This window comes from Dyadobacter fanqingshengii (assembly GCF_023822005.2).
In the GTDB taxonomy this organism is placed as follows: Bacteria; Bacteroidota; Bacteroidia; order Cytophagales; family Spirosomataceae; genus Dyadobacter; species Dyadobacter fanqingshengii.
In genome coordinates this window covers 2,056,729-2,075,981 of record NZ_CP098806.1, presented here as the reverse complement: position 1 = coordinate 2,075,981, position 19,253 = coordinate 2,056,729, and the positions used below count along the sequence as shown (strand labels likewise).

The window sequence follows — 19,253 nt, the reverse complement described above, 5'->3', positions numbered from 1 at the left end:
CAAGACAAAATTGAAGAACATGAAAAAGTCCATATATCAAAAAAGTATCTTTTCTCTCGCCATAGGCGTGGTAACATTGCTTGCTTCATGCAGCGACAGCCATTTTGAGGAAATTAACAAAGATCCGAACCGTCCTGAAAATGCTACGACGACGACGATCCTGCTGTCGGCTGAAAAACAGCTCATCGATAACATTCGTAACGAAAATTTCTCCCTGCGCGGATCGCAGTTGTTTGCGCAATATTACAGTCAGAACATTTACAGCGACCAGTCGCGTTATGACATTCCGCGGTCTTATTCCGACACCTATTGGAGCAATGCTTACAAGGCGCTGAATAACCTGAACGAGATCATTATCCTGAACACCGATCCTGCCAAAAAAGACGTGGCAGCAGCGGGCGTTGCGGGTACGAATGCAAACCAGATAGCGATCGCGCGTATTTTGAAAGCCTACGTTTTTCAGGGCTTGACAGATGTTTTCGGCAATGTTCCTTACCAATCTTATGGTAATTCGGATCCTGAGTTTCAGGCTCTGCAGCAGACCCCGGAGAACCTGAGCCCGGCATATGCAAGTCAGCAGAAGATCTATCAGGACATTCTGAACGAGCTGAAAGCGGCCGGTGACACTTTGATCAAAAACAAAACGGCGACCACATTCGGTAACTATGATGTGATTTATAAAGGCAAAAATGAGTTGTGGGCCAAATTTGCGAATTCGCTCCGCCTGCGCATTGCCACGCGCATCAGGACCAAACTGCCCGCAGAATCGAAAGCGCATTTTGAAGATGCTTTGGCAAAAGGTGTTTTTACTTCGAATGCAGATAATGCGGTATTTAAATACCAGGCCCTGGCGCCGAACGAAGCCCCGCTCTTCCGCGCCACCGTGACTGCCAACCGGAAAGATTTTGCGGTTTCACACGTGCTGATCAATGTGCTGAAGGGCGAGTTGGGCACAGTGAAAGTGCAGGATCCCAGATTGCCGATTTACGCAACGAAGAATGCAGCTGGCGAATATGTCGGCCAGCCTTACGGATTACCCGTTGCGGCTGCGGGCTTGCTGACGGCTACGGATGTGAGCCTTCCGGGCACGGCGGTGAATGCGGCCAGCTATGGCGAGGTTTTGCAGGAATATGCGGAGGTTTCTTTCCTGATTTCGGAATATAAAAACTGGGATCAGCAAGCGTATATCAATGGTGTAACTGCTTCCCTTCAAAAATGGGGCGTGGCGCCAGCCGATATTACGGCTTACATTGCTGCGCTTCCCAAAGCGGATAAGGCTAATGTTTTGAACCAAAAATACCTGGCACTTTACACGCAGGGTGATGAAGCCTGGAGTGAAGTTCGTCGCACGGGTTATCCAACATTCCTCGTAAAAGCGGGCGACGTGGTTTGGCGCAGGACTGCGAACGGGCAAACAACCGATTATAAATTCCAGCCATTATTCGGTGAAGGCGTTCCGCTCCGTTTGTACTACCCGCCCAAAGAGCAGAGCGTGAATCTTGTCAACTATCAGAACGCCGTAAAAGCGCAAGGCAACGACGATATTACGACCTCACTCTGGTGGAATAAATAATAGACAATTAGATTATAGGAACGCAATGGTGGCCTGACGGGCGCTATTGCGTTTTATTTTTGCATTTTTATTATCCTATCAACTCTATATAGTTTATGTTTTTTATATATTTGTGCCCAAACTAATCAAACCCCCTATGAATGCATCTATCCAAAGAAAGGGCCTTCATTGTTGTTGGAATCATGTTGCCTTAACCAGAAGGTTACGCTTCAATTTCTGACTCCAATTCAATCCAGACAACCATTATATCGCAAATTGCAGTAAGCATGAAAAATTATTTAAAGTCGACCATTCTCACAATAGCATTTCTATTTCCCCTCTATTTATTCGCGCAGGATGCCACCGTTAATGCTACGGTAAACGGAAAAGTGTTGGATGCACGCAGTAACGAACCATTAATCGGCGCAACGGTAACCATCAAAGGAACCACCAATGGTGACGTGACGGATGCAAATGGAGAATTCAGCCTGGTCACAGGTCAGAAACTGCCGTTTACACTGATCGTAACTTATGTGGGTTATCTAAAAAAAGAAATTTTAATCAACGAAAGTAAGGTTGAAATCACACTTGAAGTGAACAATACGCAGCTTGAAGACGTGGTGATTTCTTCCCGTCGCCGTCAGGAATCGGCCCAGGAAGTGCCTATTCCTATTTCAGTGATCGGCGGAACGCGGGCTGAGGATGCGGGTGCATTCAACGTGAACCGCTTGAAAGAGCTGGTGCCAACCGTTCAGCTTTATGCTTCCAACGCAAGAAATACAACATTAAACATTCGCGGACTGGGATCCACTTACGGCCTTACCAACGACGGAATTGACCCGGGTGTGGGTTTTTATGTGGATGGCGTTTACTATGCACGTCCGGCAGCCACAGCACTCGACTTCATTGATATCGAGCGTGTTGAAGTGTTACGCGGACCGCAGGGAACGCTGTTTGGAAAAAACACGACAGCAGGCGCATTCAACATTACAACCCGCGCTGCAAGCTTCACGCCGGGCGCTAACCTGGAATTGAGCTATGGTAACCTGGGTTATGTGCAGGCAAAAGCTTCGGTAACAGGTCCTTTGAGCAAAAAATTAGCGGCAAGGGTTTCTTTCACAGGAACGCAGCGTAACGGAACATTCTTCAACGAGCATACGCAATTGCCGATCAACGACATTAACAACATCGGTGTGAGAGGGCAGCTGCTTTACACGCCTTCGGACAAAGTGAATATTACGATAATCGGGGATATTTCGGATCAGAAACCAACAGGTTATGGCTGGCCGGTGGCAGGTGTTGTTAAAACCAAAAGAGCTGATTACAGACAATTCAACAACATTATCGCCGATTTGGGATACACGCTTCCTTATAAAAGTGCGTTCGAACGCAGACTGGATCTGGATACACCTTCCAAAGCGGATAACCAATTGGGAGGCGTTTCTGTGAATGCAGATATCAAGATCGGAAACGGAACATTAACTTCCACTTCTGCCTGGCGTTACTGGAAATGGACGCCTTTGAATGACAGGGATTACATTGGCTTGCCTGTTTTCACCATTTCATCGGGTAATTCTGCCCACGATCAATGGTCACAGGAATTACGTTATTCCGGAAAAATTACGCCTAACCTGAGCGGTGTAATCGGTGTCTTCGGCCTCTGGCAAGACCTGACTTCGGATCCTGTACAAACGGAAGAGGCCGGTTCGGCACAATGGAGGTTCGCGCAAAGCTCTACCAGCCCGTTATGGCAAACGCCAGGTTTGTTCGACAACTTTGGTATCAGAACAACAAACCGGATCAAAAGTACAAGTATGGCCGTTTTCGCACAGGCTGACTGGGCTGTTGCGAGCAAATTCCACATTTTGCCAGGTGTGCGTTACAACTACGACAAGAAAGTGGTGGATTATAACCGGGTAGCTTACGGCGGCTTGCAAACCACCGACCCAGCATTGCTGGCGCTGAAAAATGGCGTTTACAGCAACCAGGCCTTTAATACGGATTACGCAGAAGGCAATTTCTCAGGACAGTTGTCCCTGCAATACAGAGCCAGCACACGTTTCAATGCCTATGCTACTTACTCGGTTGGTTTTAAGCCAATTGGGGTGAATGTGGGTGGTTTGCCAACAGCAAGCGGCGCTATTCTGCTTGATCTTGCCAAAGTAAAACCGGAATTTGTTGAACACAAAGAATTTGGTATCAAAACAAAACCATCAGGCAACTCGGTATTGAACCTGACTTTCTTCCGCTCGGATATTGATGATTTCCAGACACAAGTACAAACGCCGGAGCCAGGTGTGAACAGGGGTTATCTGGCCAATGCCGAAAACGTGCGCGTGCAGGGTGCGGAATTGGATGGTAACATTCGTTTTGGCCCATTGACATTGAATGCTGCGGTGGCTTATACAGACGGTAAATATGTAAAATTCACCAATGCGCCTGTGCCTTTGGAAGAAGTAGGAGGACCGCAAGCATTTAAAGATGTTTCGGGTGGACGGTTGCCAGGAATTTCCAAATGGTCTGGTTCGGTAGGCGGCGAAGTGGTTGCGAAGGGAACATTGCTTGGTTTGAAAGGAAATTACTTCCTGGGAATTGACGAATATTATCGCTCAGAATTCTCATCAAGCCCGTCGCCCTCGCAATATCTGAACATTGATGGCTATGCATTGAGCAATGCGAGAGCAGGTTTCAGAGCTTCCAATGGACTTACATTCTTTGTATGGGGACGTAACATTCTCAACAAAGATTACTACGAACAATTACTTGCCGCTCCGGGCAGCTACGGACAATACGCCGGGATCGTTGGTGACCAGAGAACTTACGGTGTAACGATCAGATATTCTTTGTAAGGAGTTTTTTTTAAGGTTCATATCAAAAGAGAAGCCGCGTAATGTGGCTTCTCTTTACTTTATAGTCACATGGCCGAACTCCGCATTTATATCCACGTTGGCAAGCTGGTTTTTGGAAAAAAATGCTTCCTTGAAATCCGCTGTGTTGCGCTTCCATTTAAAACCATTCGGGAGTTTCATATTTGCATAGGCACTTTGAATGGTGTAATCGAAATGCTGCCAGTTCTTGGTCTGTAATGTGATTTCCGCTTTCTTGGATTTGATATTCAAACTCGTCAGCCCGCTGGTAGGGAACAGCTCGATATCTCCATAAACGGCATCGACTTTGATGACGCCGGCAATGCTTTTTAGCGACATTTTGGTATGGTCACTTGTAAATGTGAAAACACCTGAGATTTCACTTCCTTTCAGCTCGCCAAACGAGGTTTGCATTTGTCCTTTTCCTTTGATTTCGACGAGGTTTGTAATGCAGAAATCGGCTTTCAGCTGCAAGCTGTTTGTTAATCCTTTTAATGTAATGGTGCCAAACGAATTTTTCAGATCCACTGCGCAGGACGCGGGCAGATGGATAGTATAACGTGCCCGTAGATTGGAGACGGGCTTGCTTTCACCATCTTTCAGGACAATGTAGTTGCGCAGGAAATAATCTTTACCACTACGGTCGGCGATATACTGGAGCTTCGAAAGATCATTCGCCGCAGTGTTTTTTTCGGGATGCCTCGCCGACAGTTCCATTACAATTGAGATTTCCGATTTGTCCCAGGTTGTGAGTTCAATGTCGGCTTTTTCCGCGTTAATATGCAGTGTGCGTATGGCGGGCGACGGTATGTTTTTTTCAATGGTTTTGGTTGCGACCTGCAAAACGCCCTGGGCCAGTGCGGCGTCCGTGAAGGCAGCCGTAAGCATCGCAATCAATAGTAATTTGAGATAAAAAGCTCGTTTCATGTTTTTGGAATTATATCATTTTGGCCATTTCGTTTAACACTTCGGCCTTTTGTTGTTCAATGTTTGCAAACTGGCGCACCAGGTCGGGTTCCGCATTGTACTCGCCGATGGCTTGCTGCAATTGCGTCGCCGCGTTTACCAGATCTTCGTATTCGTTCTGCAATCTTTTGTAATCATTACTGGCACAGATCAATGTTTCCGTTTCGCAGTAAGCTTTGAGCTTTTCATATTGTTGATCCGTAACCTGATCGGCACTTGCTTGCAATCGCTCATCGACTGTTTCCTGCCTGAAAGCGATCTGTCTTCCGGACTTCTTTCCTATGAACCAAACTCCGCCAACGCCCATTAACAAAATCACTGCGGCTGCATACTGCCAGAAATAAGCCATTCTGTTGTTGATCGGCCCTTTCGCGATCAATTCCCAAAGTTGCTCGTCCGGTTCATATTCCGGCAGAGAATGTGCTGCCGTTTTCAATGGTAACTCGTTCAGTTCCTGGTTCAAGGATGCCCATACACCTTCGCCCGGCGAGTAATGCGGGAGTTTGGTCAAGGCGCCTTTCAATGTATGTTTGTTTTTTTCCATAGTGGTGGTCATTTTGGTGAAAGCATGCTGCGCAGCTTTCTTTTTGCATGAAACAGTTGCGATTTGGAGGTTCCTTCTGAAATGTGGAGCATTACCGCGATTTCTTTGTGCGTGTAACCTTCCACTTCTGCCAGCACGAAAATGGTGCGGAAGCCGTCCGGCAATGAAAGGACAGCCGTTTCCAGGTGCGCCGTATTGATCTCGATTTCGTTCCAATCAATGATTTCACCCGCATACTCATCCAGATCTTGCCAGACCACAATCTTTTTCTTTTTGGTAGATTTCCGGATAACGATCTGCTTGATCCACGCCCCGAGTGCCGCGTCGCCGCGGAACTGGCTCAAATGTTTGAAAACGTCCATAAATGCATCCTGCAACACATCATTGGCATCGTCAAAATCACCAGTGATGCGGTAAGCAAGCGTATACATCGCTTTTTTATAGCGGTCATACAATTGCCGTTGTGCAATCCGGTCATGTAAAAGGCATCCTGAAATAAGCTCCGCCTCAGATGTCATACATTGTTTTTTAGTGTACTCAATTCAAAGAGGCCGCAATAAGGGGAAAAGGTTGTATGAATGCGAAGAAAGTTTCTGTGGGGGAGGTTGGTGGAACGCTCCAAATCCAGGCCTCGAAGGTTTTGCACCAATTCACTTTATTAAGTCTGATATCCAAAAAATCGCTGATTTGGATTGCCAATCCATTATATATTTACGACAAATCAGGAGAAGGCGCACGCTTACATGGCGGTCGTTGGAATGCCGTGGGAACACCCGTACTGTATACGGCTGAAAAAAATATCAGCTACGCTTATAACGTCTGAGCAGAGCTTGTTTTCGGATCTAATACTTGGAATATTCGTGTGTGAAGATTACTGAATTGCACACTAACAAATAGAAGCGGATGGTTGAAATGAATGCAGCAACAGGGGAGTTAAAACAAAAAAGGAGCTCCGTTGAGAACTCCCTAAACTTTACCTGGTTACGTTTCCACGAAGGAAAGAGGCTTGACCAGGCCTACGTGTTGCAAACAAAACACCTTTTAGCAAAAGTTCCAAAATTCCATGAAAATTAATTTACGAGACAAGTATTTATCCAAGCCGAGATATGATAGATATTTACTAGCCGGGAGAAATGACCACGAGCGAGCCGGAAATTTATATCATGCAAATATTGCGCTGTCGAAAGCATTCCATCCATTAATAAGCCAGTTTGAGGTGGTCCTCCGAAATAGTATCGATTCCATTTTAAGGGAGCTGTTCATGGATAGGAACTGGATTATTAATGAAAAGCTTGGATTTATGAGTGATGAATCGCTTCGTAAATCTAATTTCTACCTTCGGAAATGTGTGGAAGCTGTCGAAAATAAGTCGAGAAAGGCCCGATTACCAATAACGAATGCCAAGATAGTCTCTGATCAGACATTCGGTTTTTGGACTGCCATCTTCGAGCCTGCGCATTACCGATTATTGCAAGGTCAGCCGATAAAGGTATTTAAACATAAGCCGTCTATCGAGAACCGCGCGAGCATCTATGGCAGGCTGGAAATGATCAGGAATTTTCGAAACAGGGTAAATCATTGCGAACCACTCTGTTTTCATGCAAATCATATCGACTGTTCGCATGCCCTTGCTATGAGAATCAATTTGTATAAAATGATCGAGTGGATTGACCCGGAACTGTTTCCGTTCTTTGCTGGAATTGATAATGTTGAAGAAAGCATAGATCAATTGTTGGACGTTTGACCATTTGGAAAATACAAGTCGATGAGCAATATCGAATTGACAAAGCAGCTTCGTTATTATCCCCTGGCAAGCTTTTGTTTGAAAACAACCAACAAACAACAAATCAAACAAATGGAATCAGACTTGAATAAATTCCTTACTGCGCAGGAGCGGGATTATGCAGGGGCTTTGGCGGAGATAACGAGGGGCAGGAAGCAGGGACATTGGATATGGTATGTTTTTCCGCAGATAACGGGTCTGGGAATGAGCAGCACTTCTGTGCACTTTGCGATTGAGGATCTGGAACAGGCAAACCGTTATTTTCAACATCCGGTGCTGGGAAAAAGATTAATTGAGATTTCAAAGGCAATATTGGCTGTGGAGGGCAAGACAGCGAACCAGATCATGGGCACGCCGGATGATTTGAAGTTGCGGTCCAGTATGACATTGTTTAGTATGGTCAGAAATGCAGATCCCGTTTTTCAGGAAGTTTTGAATAAATATTTTGATGGCAAGCCGGATCGGAAAACCATCGAAATCCTCCATAATTGACCCTGCATGTTTCCAATTGCGTTTGACCCCATATACAAATATCCGGTGCCGGAGGGGCATCGTTTTCCCATGGATAAATACGAGCTGCTCCCGTTGCAATTGCTGCGGGAAGGCATTGCGAAACATACTGATTTTTTCAGCCCCGAACCTGTGGATATGCAAGCGGTATACGCGGTCCATGACCGTGCATATGCGGATCGATTTGCGCAGGGAAAACTGACGCAGCAGGAAATGAGGCGCATCGGTTTTACCCAAACCCCATTATTAGCTGAACGTGAGCTGCGGATCGCAAATGGAACGGTGCAAGGCGCGCTCAAAGCATTGGATACCGGCATCGCCTTCAATATTGCCGGCGGCACGCATCATGCAGGGCGGGATTTTGGAGAAGGTTTCTGCATGATCAATGACCAGGCCGTGGCAGCGCAATATCTGATCGATCATAAAAAGGCAAAAAAAGTGCTCATCATCGACCTCGACGTGCACCAGGGAAACGGAACGGCCCATATTTTCGCGGATCAGCCGCGCATTTTTACGTTTTCCATGCATGGAAAAAATAATTATCCGTTCAGAAAGGAAAAAAGTGACCTGGACGTGGCATTGGATGACAGGACGGATGACAACACTTATTTGCGCCTTTTAAAAGAAATACTTCCTAACCTGGTCGAACAAGTCCGGCCCGATTTTATTTTCTATCAAGCCGGGGTAGACATCCTGGAAACGGACAAAATCGGACGTATGTCCTGCACCGTGCAAGGTTGCCGGCATCGGGATGAAATGGTTTTGCAAATTGCCGCAAAGCACAACATCCCGGTGCAATGCAGCATGGGGGGCGGCTATTCTCCTCAGCTAAGAACGATTCTGAACGCACATGCAAACACTTACCAGGTAGCCAGCCAGATTTTTCCGCTGTGATTATACAGGACAGCAATTGCGCGCTTAACTGTAATCATTCGGAATGTTTAGCATTTACAAATTCGCTGAGGTGGGGCCGGGGCTAATGTGGTTGCGAGCCACTAAGCATATGTGCCAGAATGGGTGCGCATTTCTCGCGGCATGCAGGATAAAAATGGCCGTGTTTCCAGAATTCCGATTTGGGGGACATTCCCCACCAGAATTCGGCCAGGGCGAGCGGCTTCATTTTATTTTGGAAAGCGTATTGCAGTAATTTCGGGGCCGCACATTCACCGGCGCCTGCGGGTGGATTTTTGTACGAAGCATCCGCAAATATTTCGCGCAGACTTTTCTGTTCCCCGGCCTGGTTAAGGAAATTGTATTGGTCAAAAATCGCGTTCTGCAAAGAAACAGAATGCTTTTTACGTATTATTTTCAGCTGGGTAATGTGTGTTTCAAATGCCTTATCTTCATGCGCTTCAAGCGTCTTTATCTCATCATTCATCTGCGAGAGCGCGGTCATTCCCGCATTGAGGAAACCATCTTTTGCAACGCCGTCAAAAATCGGAGGCACAAATTTGGCGTGATGATTTCCACCCGCGAGCTTCCCCGAAAACGCGGATATATATCCAATCTGCGCGTGCTCCGTTTCGACCACAAGCACGCCAAACATTTTGCCAATTACATTTTCTGAATCATCGGACAACCCGAAGTTATGTTCCCAATCCTGCTGACTTTCCAGATGCGCTTGGAGCATTTCAGCCGCTAGTAAACTAACCGGATGCGGGTCGTTATTATACGGGAATGTAAATTTGGCTGGCAAGGAATATGCCGCACCAAACGCTTCAAAGGGCGTGAAAAAACTATCTGCGGGTAATGTTGAGGGGGTTAACACAAGAGATCGGGATACTTTCAATGTAAAAATGCTGTCGAATACAGCAGGCGTATCCGACAGCAAAAATACAAATTTGCCGATGAACGGCTAAACTTTTGGCAACATTAAGGCTCGTTAAGTATGTCTGTTGTTGCTGCTAAAAAACTCCATTCTTCCAGTTTATGCGAATTATTCAGGCCACTTTCATCCCTTTGTTTTTGAAATTCCTTAAAACTTGGCACATTAAGGACCTTATTCTGAATGTCCGGATTTTTGAAATGAGACAGGTGAACAAAAGTTTGGCCATCATTCATCAGATAGACATTATAGCGAAAGTCGTTGCCGCTCAGCTTTTTAAAGTCTTCCATAAAAATGTTAATATTCTCCTGATTCTTTTCCACATACGCACCTTCCACGGTGTAAGAAACTTTTACGACTATCATGTTTTTGTCTGTTTTGGTTATTTAAATGGAATGACAATCCAGCCTTCCAAAACGTGACAAAAAATTTAAGAACGGATCATAATATTGAGTTTATCCGGATCAACAACGGAATAGATCTGCTTGATTTTGGAATCTTCAACTTCGAAAATCTGACAGTTTACCAAAACCCCATCATTATAAAATAGTATGGCAGGCTGATGGTTCAACTCGCGGTATGCAATCGTGAATGCGTGCTGATAAGTTTTGTAAACGTAAAGCATCAGCTCAGCAGCATTGCTTGCACCGACAGTCAATTCGCTCACAATCTTAATCTTACCGCCACCGTCTGTGCGCACAATAATGTCGTTCGACAGCATTTCGACAAGGTGTTCAACATTCCCGTTCTTAATGGTGTGCATGTAGTTCTGCAAATAATTCGCAGGAAGCGCGGTTGGGGCTTTCACAGGTTCGGCTACATCTTTCAACAGCGTTTTGGCGCGGCTTAAAAGTTTGCGGGAATTTTCGACGGAGAATGATAATGCTTCCGCGATTTCCTGATGGGAATAATCAAATGCCTCTTTCAGGATAAAAACGGCCCGCTCCTTAGGTCCCAGTTTTTCCAGCAGCACCAGCATTGAATAGGACAGGATTTCGTCCCTGATCATGTTCGTGTCCGTCATTTCCACAGGCTCGGGAAGCCACATGCTTTCGCTGACCGTTTTCTTATTCCTCTTTTTCAGATTGATGGACTGATTGACGACACTTCGGATCAGATAACCCGTTTCATTCTCAACCGCCTGATCCTGCGTTGTCAGATGTTTGAGCATGACATCCTGGACAACGTCACGGGCATCTTCTGCTGAACCCAAAATGTTGTATGCGTAGGGAAACAGTTTCTTTTGATAATTTTTTAACAAATCCATTTTTCAAATGCTGGCTAATATTCACTGTGTGGTAAGATAGGAAGATGTCAATTTATTTAAAATTAGCATGAATTAATAACTGTAAGTCCAACACGTAATTTAAATAAATATTGATATTTGCAGAGTGAGTTATAATATAACAATTTGAGCTATGCTATTAGAAAGGCGCGATTTCCTATCCTCATTGACTTTGGCCAGTGCGGCCACCTTATTTACCGGCAGCTCATTACTGGCTGCTACGGCTCCCAAAAAAGATAAACTGGGCATTGCCCTGGTCGGTCTGGGCTATTACAGCACGGATTTGCTTGCCCCTGCTTTGCAATTGACCGAAAAATGTCATCTCGCAGGCATTGTTACCGGCACGCCCGCAAAAGCAGAAACCTGGAAAACAAAGTACAATATCCCTGACAAAAACATTTACACCTATCAGAATTTCGACCAGATCGCCAATAACCCGGACATTGACATTGTGTATGTAGTGTTACCACCTTCGATGCATCGGGAATTTGTGGTGCGTGCTGCCAAAGCAGGCAAGCATGTATTTTGTGAAAAACCGATGGCGCCGTCCGTTGCCGATTGCGAGGCGATGATCAGCGCTTGTAAAAGCAATAAAGTCAAGCTCGCCATTGGTTACCGCTGCCAGCACGATCCGAACATTCAGGCTTACATGAAAGTGGCCAAAGAGCAGAAATTTGGTAAAGTGAAAATGGTGAACAGCGCTGCGGGCTACATCGATAACCGCACGACGCATTGGAAACAAAACAAGGCATTAGGTGGTGGCGTGATGGGCGATATGGGCGTTTATGCATTGCAAGGCGCAAGACTGGCCACGGGCGAAGAACCGATCAGCGTGATTGCGCAGGCTTCTACCACCCGTCCGGAAATATATAAGGAAGTGGAAGAAACCATGATGTTCATGCTCGATTTTCCTAGTGGTGCACGTGCTGCATGCCAGACGAGCTTTGGCGTCAATATGAACCATTTGCAAATTAATTATGAAAAAGGTTGGGTGAAAATGGAGCCGCAGTCGGGATATAGTGGCAATAAAGGCAGTATGTCGGACGGCACTATTATTAATTTTCCGATTAAAAGCCAGCAAGCCAAACAAATGGACGAAGATTGCCTGGCTATCATGAACAACACAGACCTGATCGCTCCCGGTGAAGAAGGACTTCGTGATATCCGCGTCGTGGAAGCCATTTACAAGTCGGTAAAATCCGGTCAGAGCGTAAAAATCTAATAAATGAGAAATGTCATTGCGTTTTCAGGGCTGCTGCTGGCTTCCTTGCTGATTTACAATTGTTCAGGGACGAAAAATGGCGGTGTTACTGCCGAGTTCCAGACACCCGAATTCAATCCCAATCCAACCGGCAAATACTTATCGCCTAAGGAAAGCATGGCAACCATGCACCTTCCACCTGGATATCGCTTGCAACTGGTTGCGAGCGAACCGATGATCAAAGAGCCGGTTGCCATTGCCTGGAATGGCAATGGCAGCATGTATGTGGCCGAAATGCTCACTTACATGCAGGATGCGGATGCCGTGGGCGAGCAACAGAAAATCAGCAGGATTTCACTTCTGGAAGACACGAATAATGATGGTGTGATGGACAAAAGCACCATTTTTATCGATAGCCTGCTTCTCCCCAGAATGATGCAGCCGGTGGGTAATGAGCTGCTCGTGAATGAAACCAACACCATTGACATTTACAGTTACCGCGACACCGACGGCGACGGGAAAGCCGATTTGAAAAAACCTGTTTATCAAAATGACAAATATGTGGTCAATGATGTGAACATGGAACACCAGCGGAGCGGGCTCGACTGGAACCTGGACAACTGGATGTATCTCACTTACGACGCAGTCCGTTTTCGTTATACCAATGGCAAAATGCAGGTGGATACGATCGTGAGCGGGTCAAGCGGACAGTGGGGTCTTACGCATGACGATTATGGCCGGCTTTTTTATTCAAGGGCGGGCGGCGAAATCCCGGTGCTTGGTTTTCAGATCAATCCAAAATACGGGACGCTGGATTTCCCGGATCAATATAATGCTGAGTTTTCCGAAGTGTGGCCTATCATTGCCACGCCGGATGTGCAGGGCGGTCCGCCACGGCTGCGCCCGAATGAAACGCTCAACCATTTCACGGCACCGACCGGCCAATCCATTTACAGAGGCGAACAATATCCTGCCGATTTTTCGGGCGATTACATTGTTTGTGAGCCGGTTGCCAGGGCAGTAAGGCGCGCGAAAGTGGTACATCAAAATGGAAAAACGACGCTGCAAAATGTATATCAGCGCAAAGAATTCTTGTCGTCTTCGGACATGAATTTCAGGCCTGTAAACTCTGCAACCGGGCCCGATGGCCACCTTTACATTGTGGATATGCACCGAGGGATCATCCAGCAAGGCAACTGGACGCCTCCCGGGTCATTTCTCAGACAAAAAATTGACAGCATTGGCCTCGCCAAAAACGTGGGGCACGGCCGCATTTACCGGGTCGTTCACGAAGGCTCCAAAATGGCCGCAAAGCCCCAAATGCTGAACCAGAAACCAGCAGAGCTGCTCACCTATCTCGCCCATCCGAACGGCTGGTGGCGTGACAATGCACAGAAAGAACTCATTACTCGCGCAGATAAATCGGTGATTCCTGCATTAAGAGAAATAGCCACGGGTAAGCGCAATGTGGGGCAAAACGAATTGCAACATTTAGCCAAAATTCATGCGTTATGGACTTTGGAAGGCATGGATGCAATTGATCAGGAATTACTGTTAAACAGCATGAACGACCCGGATGCGCGCGTGAGAAAAACCGCTGTCTGGATCAGTGAGCCATTTTTGAAGTCGGGGGACGAAAAACTGATGGCGAAGGCCGGCAAGCTGGCGCAGGATGCCGACGATGATGTTCGGGTTCAGATGCTGTTGTCATTGTATAACAGCAAGTCGGAGCGGGGCAAAGCAATTGTTAAAGAAATTTTGGATAAAGGACAAAACCATGAAATGCTGCTGGCTACGAAAACGGCTTTGGACAAGAACGAAAATGTGAGAACATTCGGGAGCAGGCTGGGACAGATGGACGAGGAATCGCGAAAGCTGATCATTGGCGGCGCAGCGATTTTCAAATCATTGTGTGCAAGCTGTCATGGTGCGGATGCCAAAGGACTGGCAATAGGCGGTGCCAGAATGGCCGCACCACCGCTGGCCGGCTCACCAAGACTCGAATTTATAGAAAAAAATAACCTGATCCGGATTGTGTTGAAAGGCTTGACCGGCCCGGTTGAAGGCAAAGAATACACCAGCATTATGCCCGCGATGGAAGCAAATAGCGACGAATGGGTGGCATCCGTTGTCAGCTACATCCGCCACGATTTTGGCGGCAAACCGCCCCGGAAAAAGGGCGAAATTCCTGGAATGGCGCCAGCTGCGGTCAATAATGCTTCCGGTTTTCCGGTTCGGAAGGCTTCTTCACCGGCGGTAAGGGCTGATGAGGTTCGGAAGATTAGACAAGAAAGTGCTTCGCGGACTACGGCCTGGACGATCCAGGAGCTGAAACCTGAGATTCAGGAGTGATAATGTTGTGGTAATTGGCATGACAGAAAGGAAATGCTCCGCAGCATTACCGCCTGGCTGTCAAATGCAGCAGCCGGGGCGTATAGGAAACCATGAGATAACTCCAAACAGGAACCTTATCCGAGTCAGGGACTTTTTTGAGCAGTTCCATGCGTTCGCCGGCAAATGTCGAAGAAAACCCAAATATTATTTCCAGCCTTTTTACGGGTTTGTAATTAATAGAAAGGTCGTTTTCAAAACCCAGATAGGTTCCGGCGAGCTCCTTGCTTTCCCTGAGCTGATGCTGGGAATAAAAAAGGTGGAAATCAGAGCGCAGGGCCAGTTTTTTGTTAATCTGATATAAAAAGAAAAGATAAGGATTGACCAGTCCTCTGTCATTCAGGTCGGCCGGAAATCTCGTAAAAAGATTCATATTACCCATGAATTTCCAGGCGACGCCATAGAGTGGCACAAATGAATTGGTCACATTTGCCGGCACTGTTTTCCGGTCGCCGCTCATGATCTCAGCACCCAGCCGCAATGTTGCTTTGTTCGTGGTCGCGCTTATTTCCGGCTGGATATAATAGGCCCGGATCGTCTTTGCGCTGGCATTCCGGCCGTATTGATAATATGCATTTACTGTTCCATATATCCATCCGTGGCTATATTCCAGGCGTCCGCCATTCGTAATCCGCTGATAATCGTGTCGATTTTTGTCGTTTTTATCAAACACTTCGAGCGTATTGATGGTGGTTATAGCCAGGTGATTTTTAAATGTGTATTTCAAATGGTGTACAAAAAGCAATTTATACTGATGCGCAGCCACCGGCGAATACGCCGCATCGAAAGCATTTCCATAATTCCGGGTAAAAGCAATGGTAAGATCGGTAGTTACCTTTTTATTATAAAAAAACCGGACGCCCTCATGCGAGCGCCCCTGCTGGCCCCATGGCGCGGCTGAATAAATCCGGCCGTTGTCCAGCGACAAGGCCTGCCTGCCAATCCGCGCAGAAAAATGTTTGGTAAATGAAGGCTCGATATACAACTCGAAGGCATTAATGCTGCCCACGCGCGAAAACCGGTCCGATTTGCCCCAGACATGTATTTCCTGAGGTGACGCATGGAACTTAAAGTTTCTGGATAAATAGTTGATATTGAGCCTGTTCCTTTGCGTTGCGAACAATTCCGGCATAATCGAATCCGCCGCAGTAAGCTTGAAATTATCGCGATATTCGGCGCGTGGCCTTGCTTCAAAATCGATGATCAGTTCCCTTTTGACCGAATCAATTGCCTGTGAAAATGAATGTATATGAATAAAGCAGCAAAATCCGGAAACCAGCAGCACGCTGCGGACTGCGCAGGTCCGCGCTGAAAAAAGAGAACCGGAAATTGTTAACTTCATTAATGTAAAATGTCCTTCGTGAATGCCCGGAATGGTGGAAGACTGCGTCTGCAATTATCAATCCATTAAATTGATAGACAAAGATGATAAAAATTGCAGAATTAGCACCAGGCATCGCACTTGTCATTTCTTAAAAACTGAATGCATAACGGCACGAAATAGCTCGCCCAGGCAGATTATAGCCTCTTTTTTCGTAGTAATTCTCGTCCGTCGCATTCGCTACTTTCAAGGTAAGCGAATGGTTTTCAGTGATTTTAAATGCCGCTGCGAAGTCGATAACCATGTAATTTGGATACTCAATTTCAGGATTGACTGGGTCTGTGTAGTCAATGTCCGTCCGCATGCCCACCGTGCGCCCAGACAACCGGAGACGCAGCCATTTCAGGTTGTCATATTCCAGACCGTAGTTGAAAGTGTTACGCGCGACATTCTGGATGCCTCTTGTCGTTTCCGAAGCATCCGAGCCGATGATCAGCTCCTTTGCTGTTAGCAGGGAAGTGCCATTCCAGAATGCCCGTAATGAATATCGGTGATCGCTCAAAGTGCCGAAATCATAGGAAATTTCGCTTTCCAAACCATTGATACTGGCATCCGCAGCATTGGTGAAAGTGGCTCTCGAAACGATTAAATCACCACTTGCCAACGGCTCATTCACGGTCCTGATAATCTTGGCGATGCGGTTTTCTACTTGCGTTGAAAAATAGGTTACACTCGCAAAGAAGCCTGATTTTGGTTTGTTCAAATGCAGTCCCAGGTCCCAGCTTACACTGCTTTCGTTTTTCAGGTCCGGGTTTCCTGCGGTGACGGCGATCCGCCCTTTTGCGTCCCTTATTTCGTTATATCCCGCCACACTGTAAGCATCCGTCGTCACAAATGCGCGGCCGATATTGGCTTTTACGAATAGAAATTTTACAGGATTGTAAGTTATCCCGAGACTCGGACTTGTGAACGGCGTTTTCTCCTTACCAGCTTTGTAAGTCGGCAACAAGGCAGTTTCGCGCACATCGAATGTAATGTTATCGTAGCGCACGCCCGGCTGCAAGGTTATTTTTCCGAAATTCAGCAATGCCTGCGCAAAAAATGCGGATGATATGATCGCATATTCTGGCTGCGTTGGTGCGCGTTCTGTAGTGTCGTTAGTCCAGCGGCGGCTCTTGGTGGAAGCATTCAGATAGTCATAACCCATGATCAACGCATGTTGTCCCAATTTCCAAACATCTTTAACCTGAACTCCTCTCCACTCATTTTTCCCGGCGGCCGAACGGAAAGGGACCACAGGCTTGCCCGAAACATGCAATGTATAATTGGTTGTGTTTTCTCCGGCTCCAAAAACTTTAACGCTGGGGCTGTGCAAGCCGATCCGTCCGGTAAGCGCAATGTCCAATGCCGACCTGCCCATGTCCTTAGTGCTTGCCTCCGAGCTTCCCGAGGAAATTTCGCCCGGCGATTCAACATCCTTCGCCTGGAACGTCTCACCCCGCACATCTAACCTGAAATACTGGTTCAACTGATAACCCAGCCGCAATGCGCCCGAATAGTAATGCAGCTGCGTGTAAGGCCGTTTTGTGCCATCATTTATAGTTTCATCAACTATTTCAATGGGCCGATCCGTGTAATTTTTTTGCGCCGAGTGGTAGCCCCAGGCATTTCTCAGCCAGTTGTTGCTCCCCATTTTATAGTCTTTTGATCTTTCCAAATACGCAAATGATAGGTCGTAATCGAGTTTTTGGGTCAGATTTCCACCTGTATTGACGCCAGCCTGAATGGTTTTGAAACTGCCATATTCTACAAATCCATAGCCACTTGCCGGGCCTTTTGAACGTCTTGTAATCACATTGATAACGCCTCCCATGGCCTGTGAGCCGTAAAGGGAAGATGCAGGTCCTTTCAGCACTTCGATCCTTTCAACGCCGTTCAAATTGATCTGCGATAAATTCGTTGCGCCAGCCGCACGTCCGTCAATGAGCAGTAATGTCCTTTGGTTAAGCCCTGAAAATTGTGGCCGGAAACCGCGTATCCCTATCCCGCTGGAAAGATTGGGATACTGGATCACATCCACGGCTGCTGATTTACGCACCATGTCAGTAAGATCTTGTGCCGGCGTAAGGCGGATGTCTTCGGAAGATATGAGGTTTATTTTCTGGGCGATCCTCTCTTTTTGTGTGTCAAAACGCGTTGCCGTAACCACGATCGGATTTAGCAGGTTTGCATCCGCAGAATCGGCTGGTGTGTTCTGGCCGGCGACCGAAAAACAGCTTGCATATGCAAGGCAGGAAAGGGATAAACGTAAAGTTTTATGCAAAGGATTCATACAAAGTGATTGCTCCGATAATAATTGAAAATATGCCAACGACGTAATTAATGATTTTAAGAAAGGTCTCCCTCTTGCTGGCAAAGCGGTTGACGGAAGTCGCGAAAAAATAGCCATAGGCAGACATGGACAGGATAATTCCGGCGCTTTGCAGGATAATGATCCACACCGCCGTCAGCGCGTCGCTCGCTGCCAGGGTCAGCGCCACAGCGCAGGCGCCGCCTGTCCCCGCAAGGCCGTGCACCATGCCCACCCAGAACGAGCGGCTGAACTTTTGCTGTGGATTGTGGAAATGTAATGTCTTGTCTTTCAAAAAGTTACGACGAATTGCCATCACGCCGAGCCAGATCATCAACGGCCCGACAAGCAGCTCCACTTTTTCGGAAACGTCGAGGGTGACGGTTGATTTCAGCAGCAAAACCAGCACTGCAAAAAGGATGAGCGTAAAGGAATGCCCCAGTGCCCAGTGCGACGATCGCCAGATCAGTTTCCAGCGCTGGGCTGGGCTCCTGGTGTCTTCGCTAGCCAGCACAGACACCGCCGCCATATGGTCGGGCTCGAATGAATGCTGGACACCCAGTAACAGAGAATCAAGGAGAAGAATGTTGACCATTCGTTTTTCGTGTCGGTTAGATAAGTGAAAAAATTCTTATCTCGAAAAACTCGGGGAATAATG

Annotated in this window: 17 protein-coding genes; 8 read left to right on the top strand and 9 right to left on the bottom strand. The window is 46.9% G+C overall.

All coding sequences use genetic code 11. The annotated features are described in order from the left end of the window. Positions 1–19: 19 nt before the first annotated feature. Together NFI81_RS08380 and NFI81_RS08375 are read left to right on the top strand one after the other, a co-directional pair. Positions 20–1,573 (top strand): SusD/RagB family nutrient-binding outer membrane lipoprotein, encoded by a 1,554-nt coding sequence (locus tag NFI81_RS08380; protein WP_234612946.1) that lies wholly within the window; start codon positions 20–22, stop codon positions 1,571–1,573. Between the two features lie 266 nt (positions 1,574–1,839). Next, a complete protein-coding gene (locus tag NFI81_RS08375) occupies positions 1,840–4,401 on the top strand; it encodes a TonB-dependent receptor (RefSeq protein WP_234612947.1) in 2,562 nt (853 codons plus the stop codon). Positions 4,402–4,455: 54 nt separating this feature from the next. On the opposite strand, the gene NFI81_RS08370 is transcribed toward NFI81_RS08375, so the two are convergent. From NFI81_RS08370 to NFI81_RS08360, 3 genes are read right to left on the bottom strand one after another with little or no spacing between them, the layout of a single operon-like run. Further along, entirely contained in the window at positions 4,456–5,346 is an 891-nt protein-coding gene (locus NFI81_RS08370) for a DUF4097 family beta strand repeat-containing protein (RefSeq protein ID WP_234612949.1), read from the bottom strand. A 10-nt stretch (positions 5,347–5,356) separates the two neighbouring features. Next, complete coding sequence (locus NFI81_RS08365) at positions 5,357–5,929, bottom strand: hypothetical protein (protein WP_234612951.1); 573 nt, start codon at positions 5,927–5,929, stop codon at positions 5,357–5,359. An 8-nt stretch (positions 5,930–5,937) separates the two neighbouring features. Next, positions 5,938–6,447, bottom strand: coding sequence for an RNA polymerase sigma factor (locus tag NFI81_RS08360; RefSeq protein ID WP_234612953.1), 510 nt, complete (start codon positions 6,445–6,447; stop codon positions 5,938–5,940). Between the two features lie 56 nt (positions 6,448–6,503). Between NFI81_RS08360 and NFI81_RS08355 the strand changes: the two genes are divergently transcribed. From NFI81_RS08355 to NFI81_RS08340, 4 genes are all read left to right on the top strand, one after another. Beyond that, a complete protein-coding gene (locus NFI81_RS08355) occupies positions 6,504–6,752 on the top strand; it encodes an RES family NAD+ phosphorylase (protein WP_234612955.1) in 249 nt (82 codons plus the stop codon). Positions 6,753–6,992: 240 nt separating this feature from the next. Beyond that, on the top strand, positions 6,993–7,673 hold the full coding sequence (locus NFI81_RS08350; protein WP_234612956.1) for a hypothetical protein: 681 nt from the start codon (positions 6,993–6,995) through the stop codon (positions 7,671–7,673). A gap of 111 nt (positions 7,674–7,784) precedes the next feature. Then, positions 7,785–8,204 (top strand): DUF1810 domain-containing protein, encoded by a 420-nt coding sequence (locus tag NFI81_RS08345; protein ID WP_234612957.1) that lies wholly within the window; start codon positions 7,785–7,787, stop codon positions 8,202–8,204. Positions 8,205–8,210: 6 nt separating this feature from the next. Beyond that, positions 8,211–9,116 carry a histone deacetylase family protein gene (locus NFI81_RS08340; protein ID WP_234612958.1) on the top strand — a complete coding sequence of 302 codons (906 nt, stop codon included), beginning with the start codon at positions 8,211–8,213 and terminating at the stop codon, positions 9,114–9,116. Between the two features lie 82 nt (positions 9,117–9,198). Here the strand turns inward: NFI81_RS08340 and NFI81_RS08335 are convergent, their stop codons facing one another. The 3 genes from NFI81_RS08335 to NFI81_RS08325 form a co-directional block, all read right to left on the bottom strand. Continuing rightward, on the bottom strand, positions 9,199–10,011 hold the full coding sequence (locus tag NFI81_RS08335; RefSeq protein ID WP_234612959.1) for a pseudouridylate synthase: 813 nt from the start codon (positions 10,009–10,011) through the stop codon (positions 9,199–9,201). A gap of 83 nt (positions 10,012–10,094) precedes the next feature. Further along, complete coding sequence (locus NFI81_RS08330; protein WP_234612960.1) at positions 10,095–10,412, bottom strand: hypothetical protein; 318 nt, start codon at positions 10,410–10,412, stop codon at positions 10,095–10,097. Positions 10,413–10,477: 65 nt separating this feature from the next. Beyond that, positions 10,478–11,314, bottom strand: a complete 837-nt coding sequence (locus tag NFI81_RS08325) for a sigma-70 family RNA polymerase sigma factor (protein WP_234612961.1) — start codon at positions 11,312–11,314, stop codon at positions 10,478–10,480. 151 nt (positions 11,315–11,465) lie between these two features. Here NFI81_RS08325 and NFI81_RS08320 point away from each other — a divergent pair, with 151 nt between their 5' ends. Both NFI81_RS08320 and NFI81_RS08315 read left to right on the top strand, forming a co-directional pair. Next, complete coding sequence (locus NFI81_RS08320) at positions 11,466–12,554, top strand: Gfo/Idh/MocA family protein (RefSeq protein ID WP_234612962.1); 1,089 nt, start codon at positions 11,466–11,468, stop codon at positions 12,552–12,554. Between the two features lie 3 nt (positions 12,555–12,557). After that, positions 12,558–14,885 (top strand): DUF7133 domain-containing protein, encoded by a 2,328-nt coding sequence (locus NFI81_RS08315; RefSeq protein ID WP_234612964.1) that lies wholly within the window; start codon positions 12,558–12,560, stop codon positions 14,883–14,885. A 46-nt stretch (positions 14,886–14,931) separates the two neighbouring features. Here the strand turns inward: NFI81_RS08315 and NFI81_RS08310 are convergent, their stop codons facing one another. The 3 genes from NFI81_RS08310 to NFI81_RS08300 form a co-directional block, all read right to left on the bottom strand. Next, positions 14,932–16,320, bottom strand: a complete 1,389-nt coding sequence (locus NFI81_RS08310) for an alginate export family protein (protein WP_234612965.1) — start codon at positions 16,318–16,320, stop codon at positions 14,932–14,934. Between the two features lie 76 nt (positions 16,321–16,396). Continuing rightward, positions 16,397–18,577 carry a TonB-dependent receptor plug domain-containing protein gene (locus tag NFI81_RS08305; RefSeq protein WP_234612967.1) on the bottom strand — a complete coding sequence of 727 codons (2,181 nt, stop codon included), beginning with the start codon at positions 18,575–18,577 and terminating at the stop codon, positions 16,397–16,399. Continuing rightward, the gene (locus tag NFI81_RS08300; protein WP_252176045.1) at positions 18,561–19,109 is read right to left on the bottom strand and encodes a hypothetical protein; all 549 of its coding nucleotides are present in this window, start codon (positions 19,107–19,109) and stop codon (positions 18,561–18,563) included. Before NFI81_RS08300 ends, NFI81_RS08305 begins: the two co-directional genes overlap by 17 nt. Positions 19,110–19,253 lie beyond the last annotated feature (144 nt).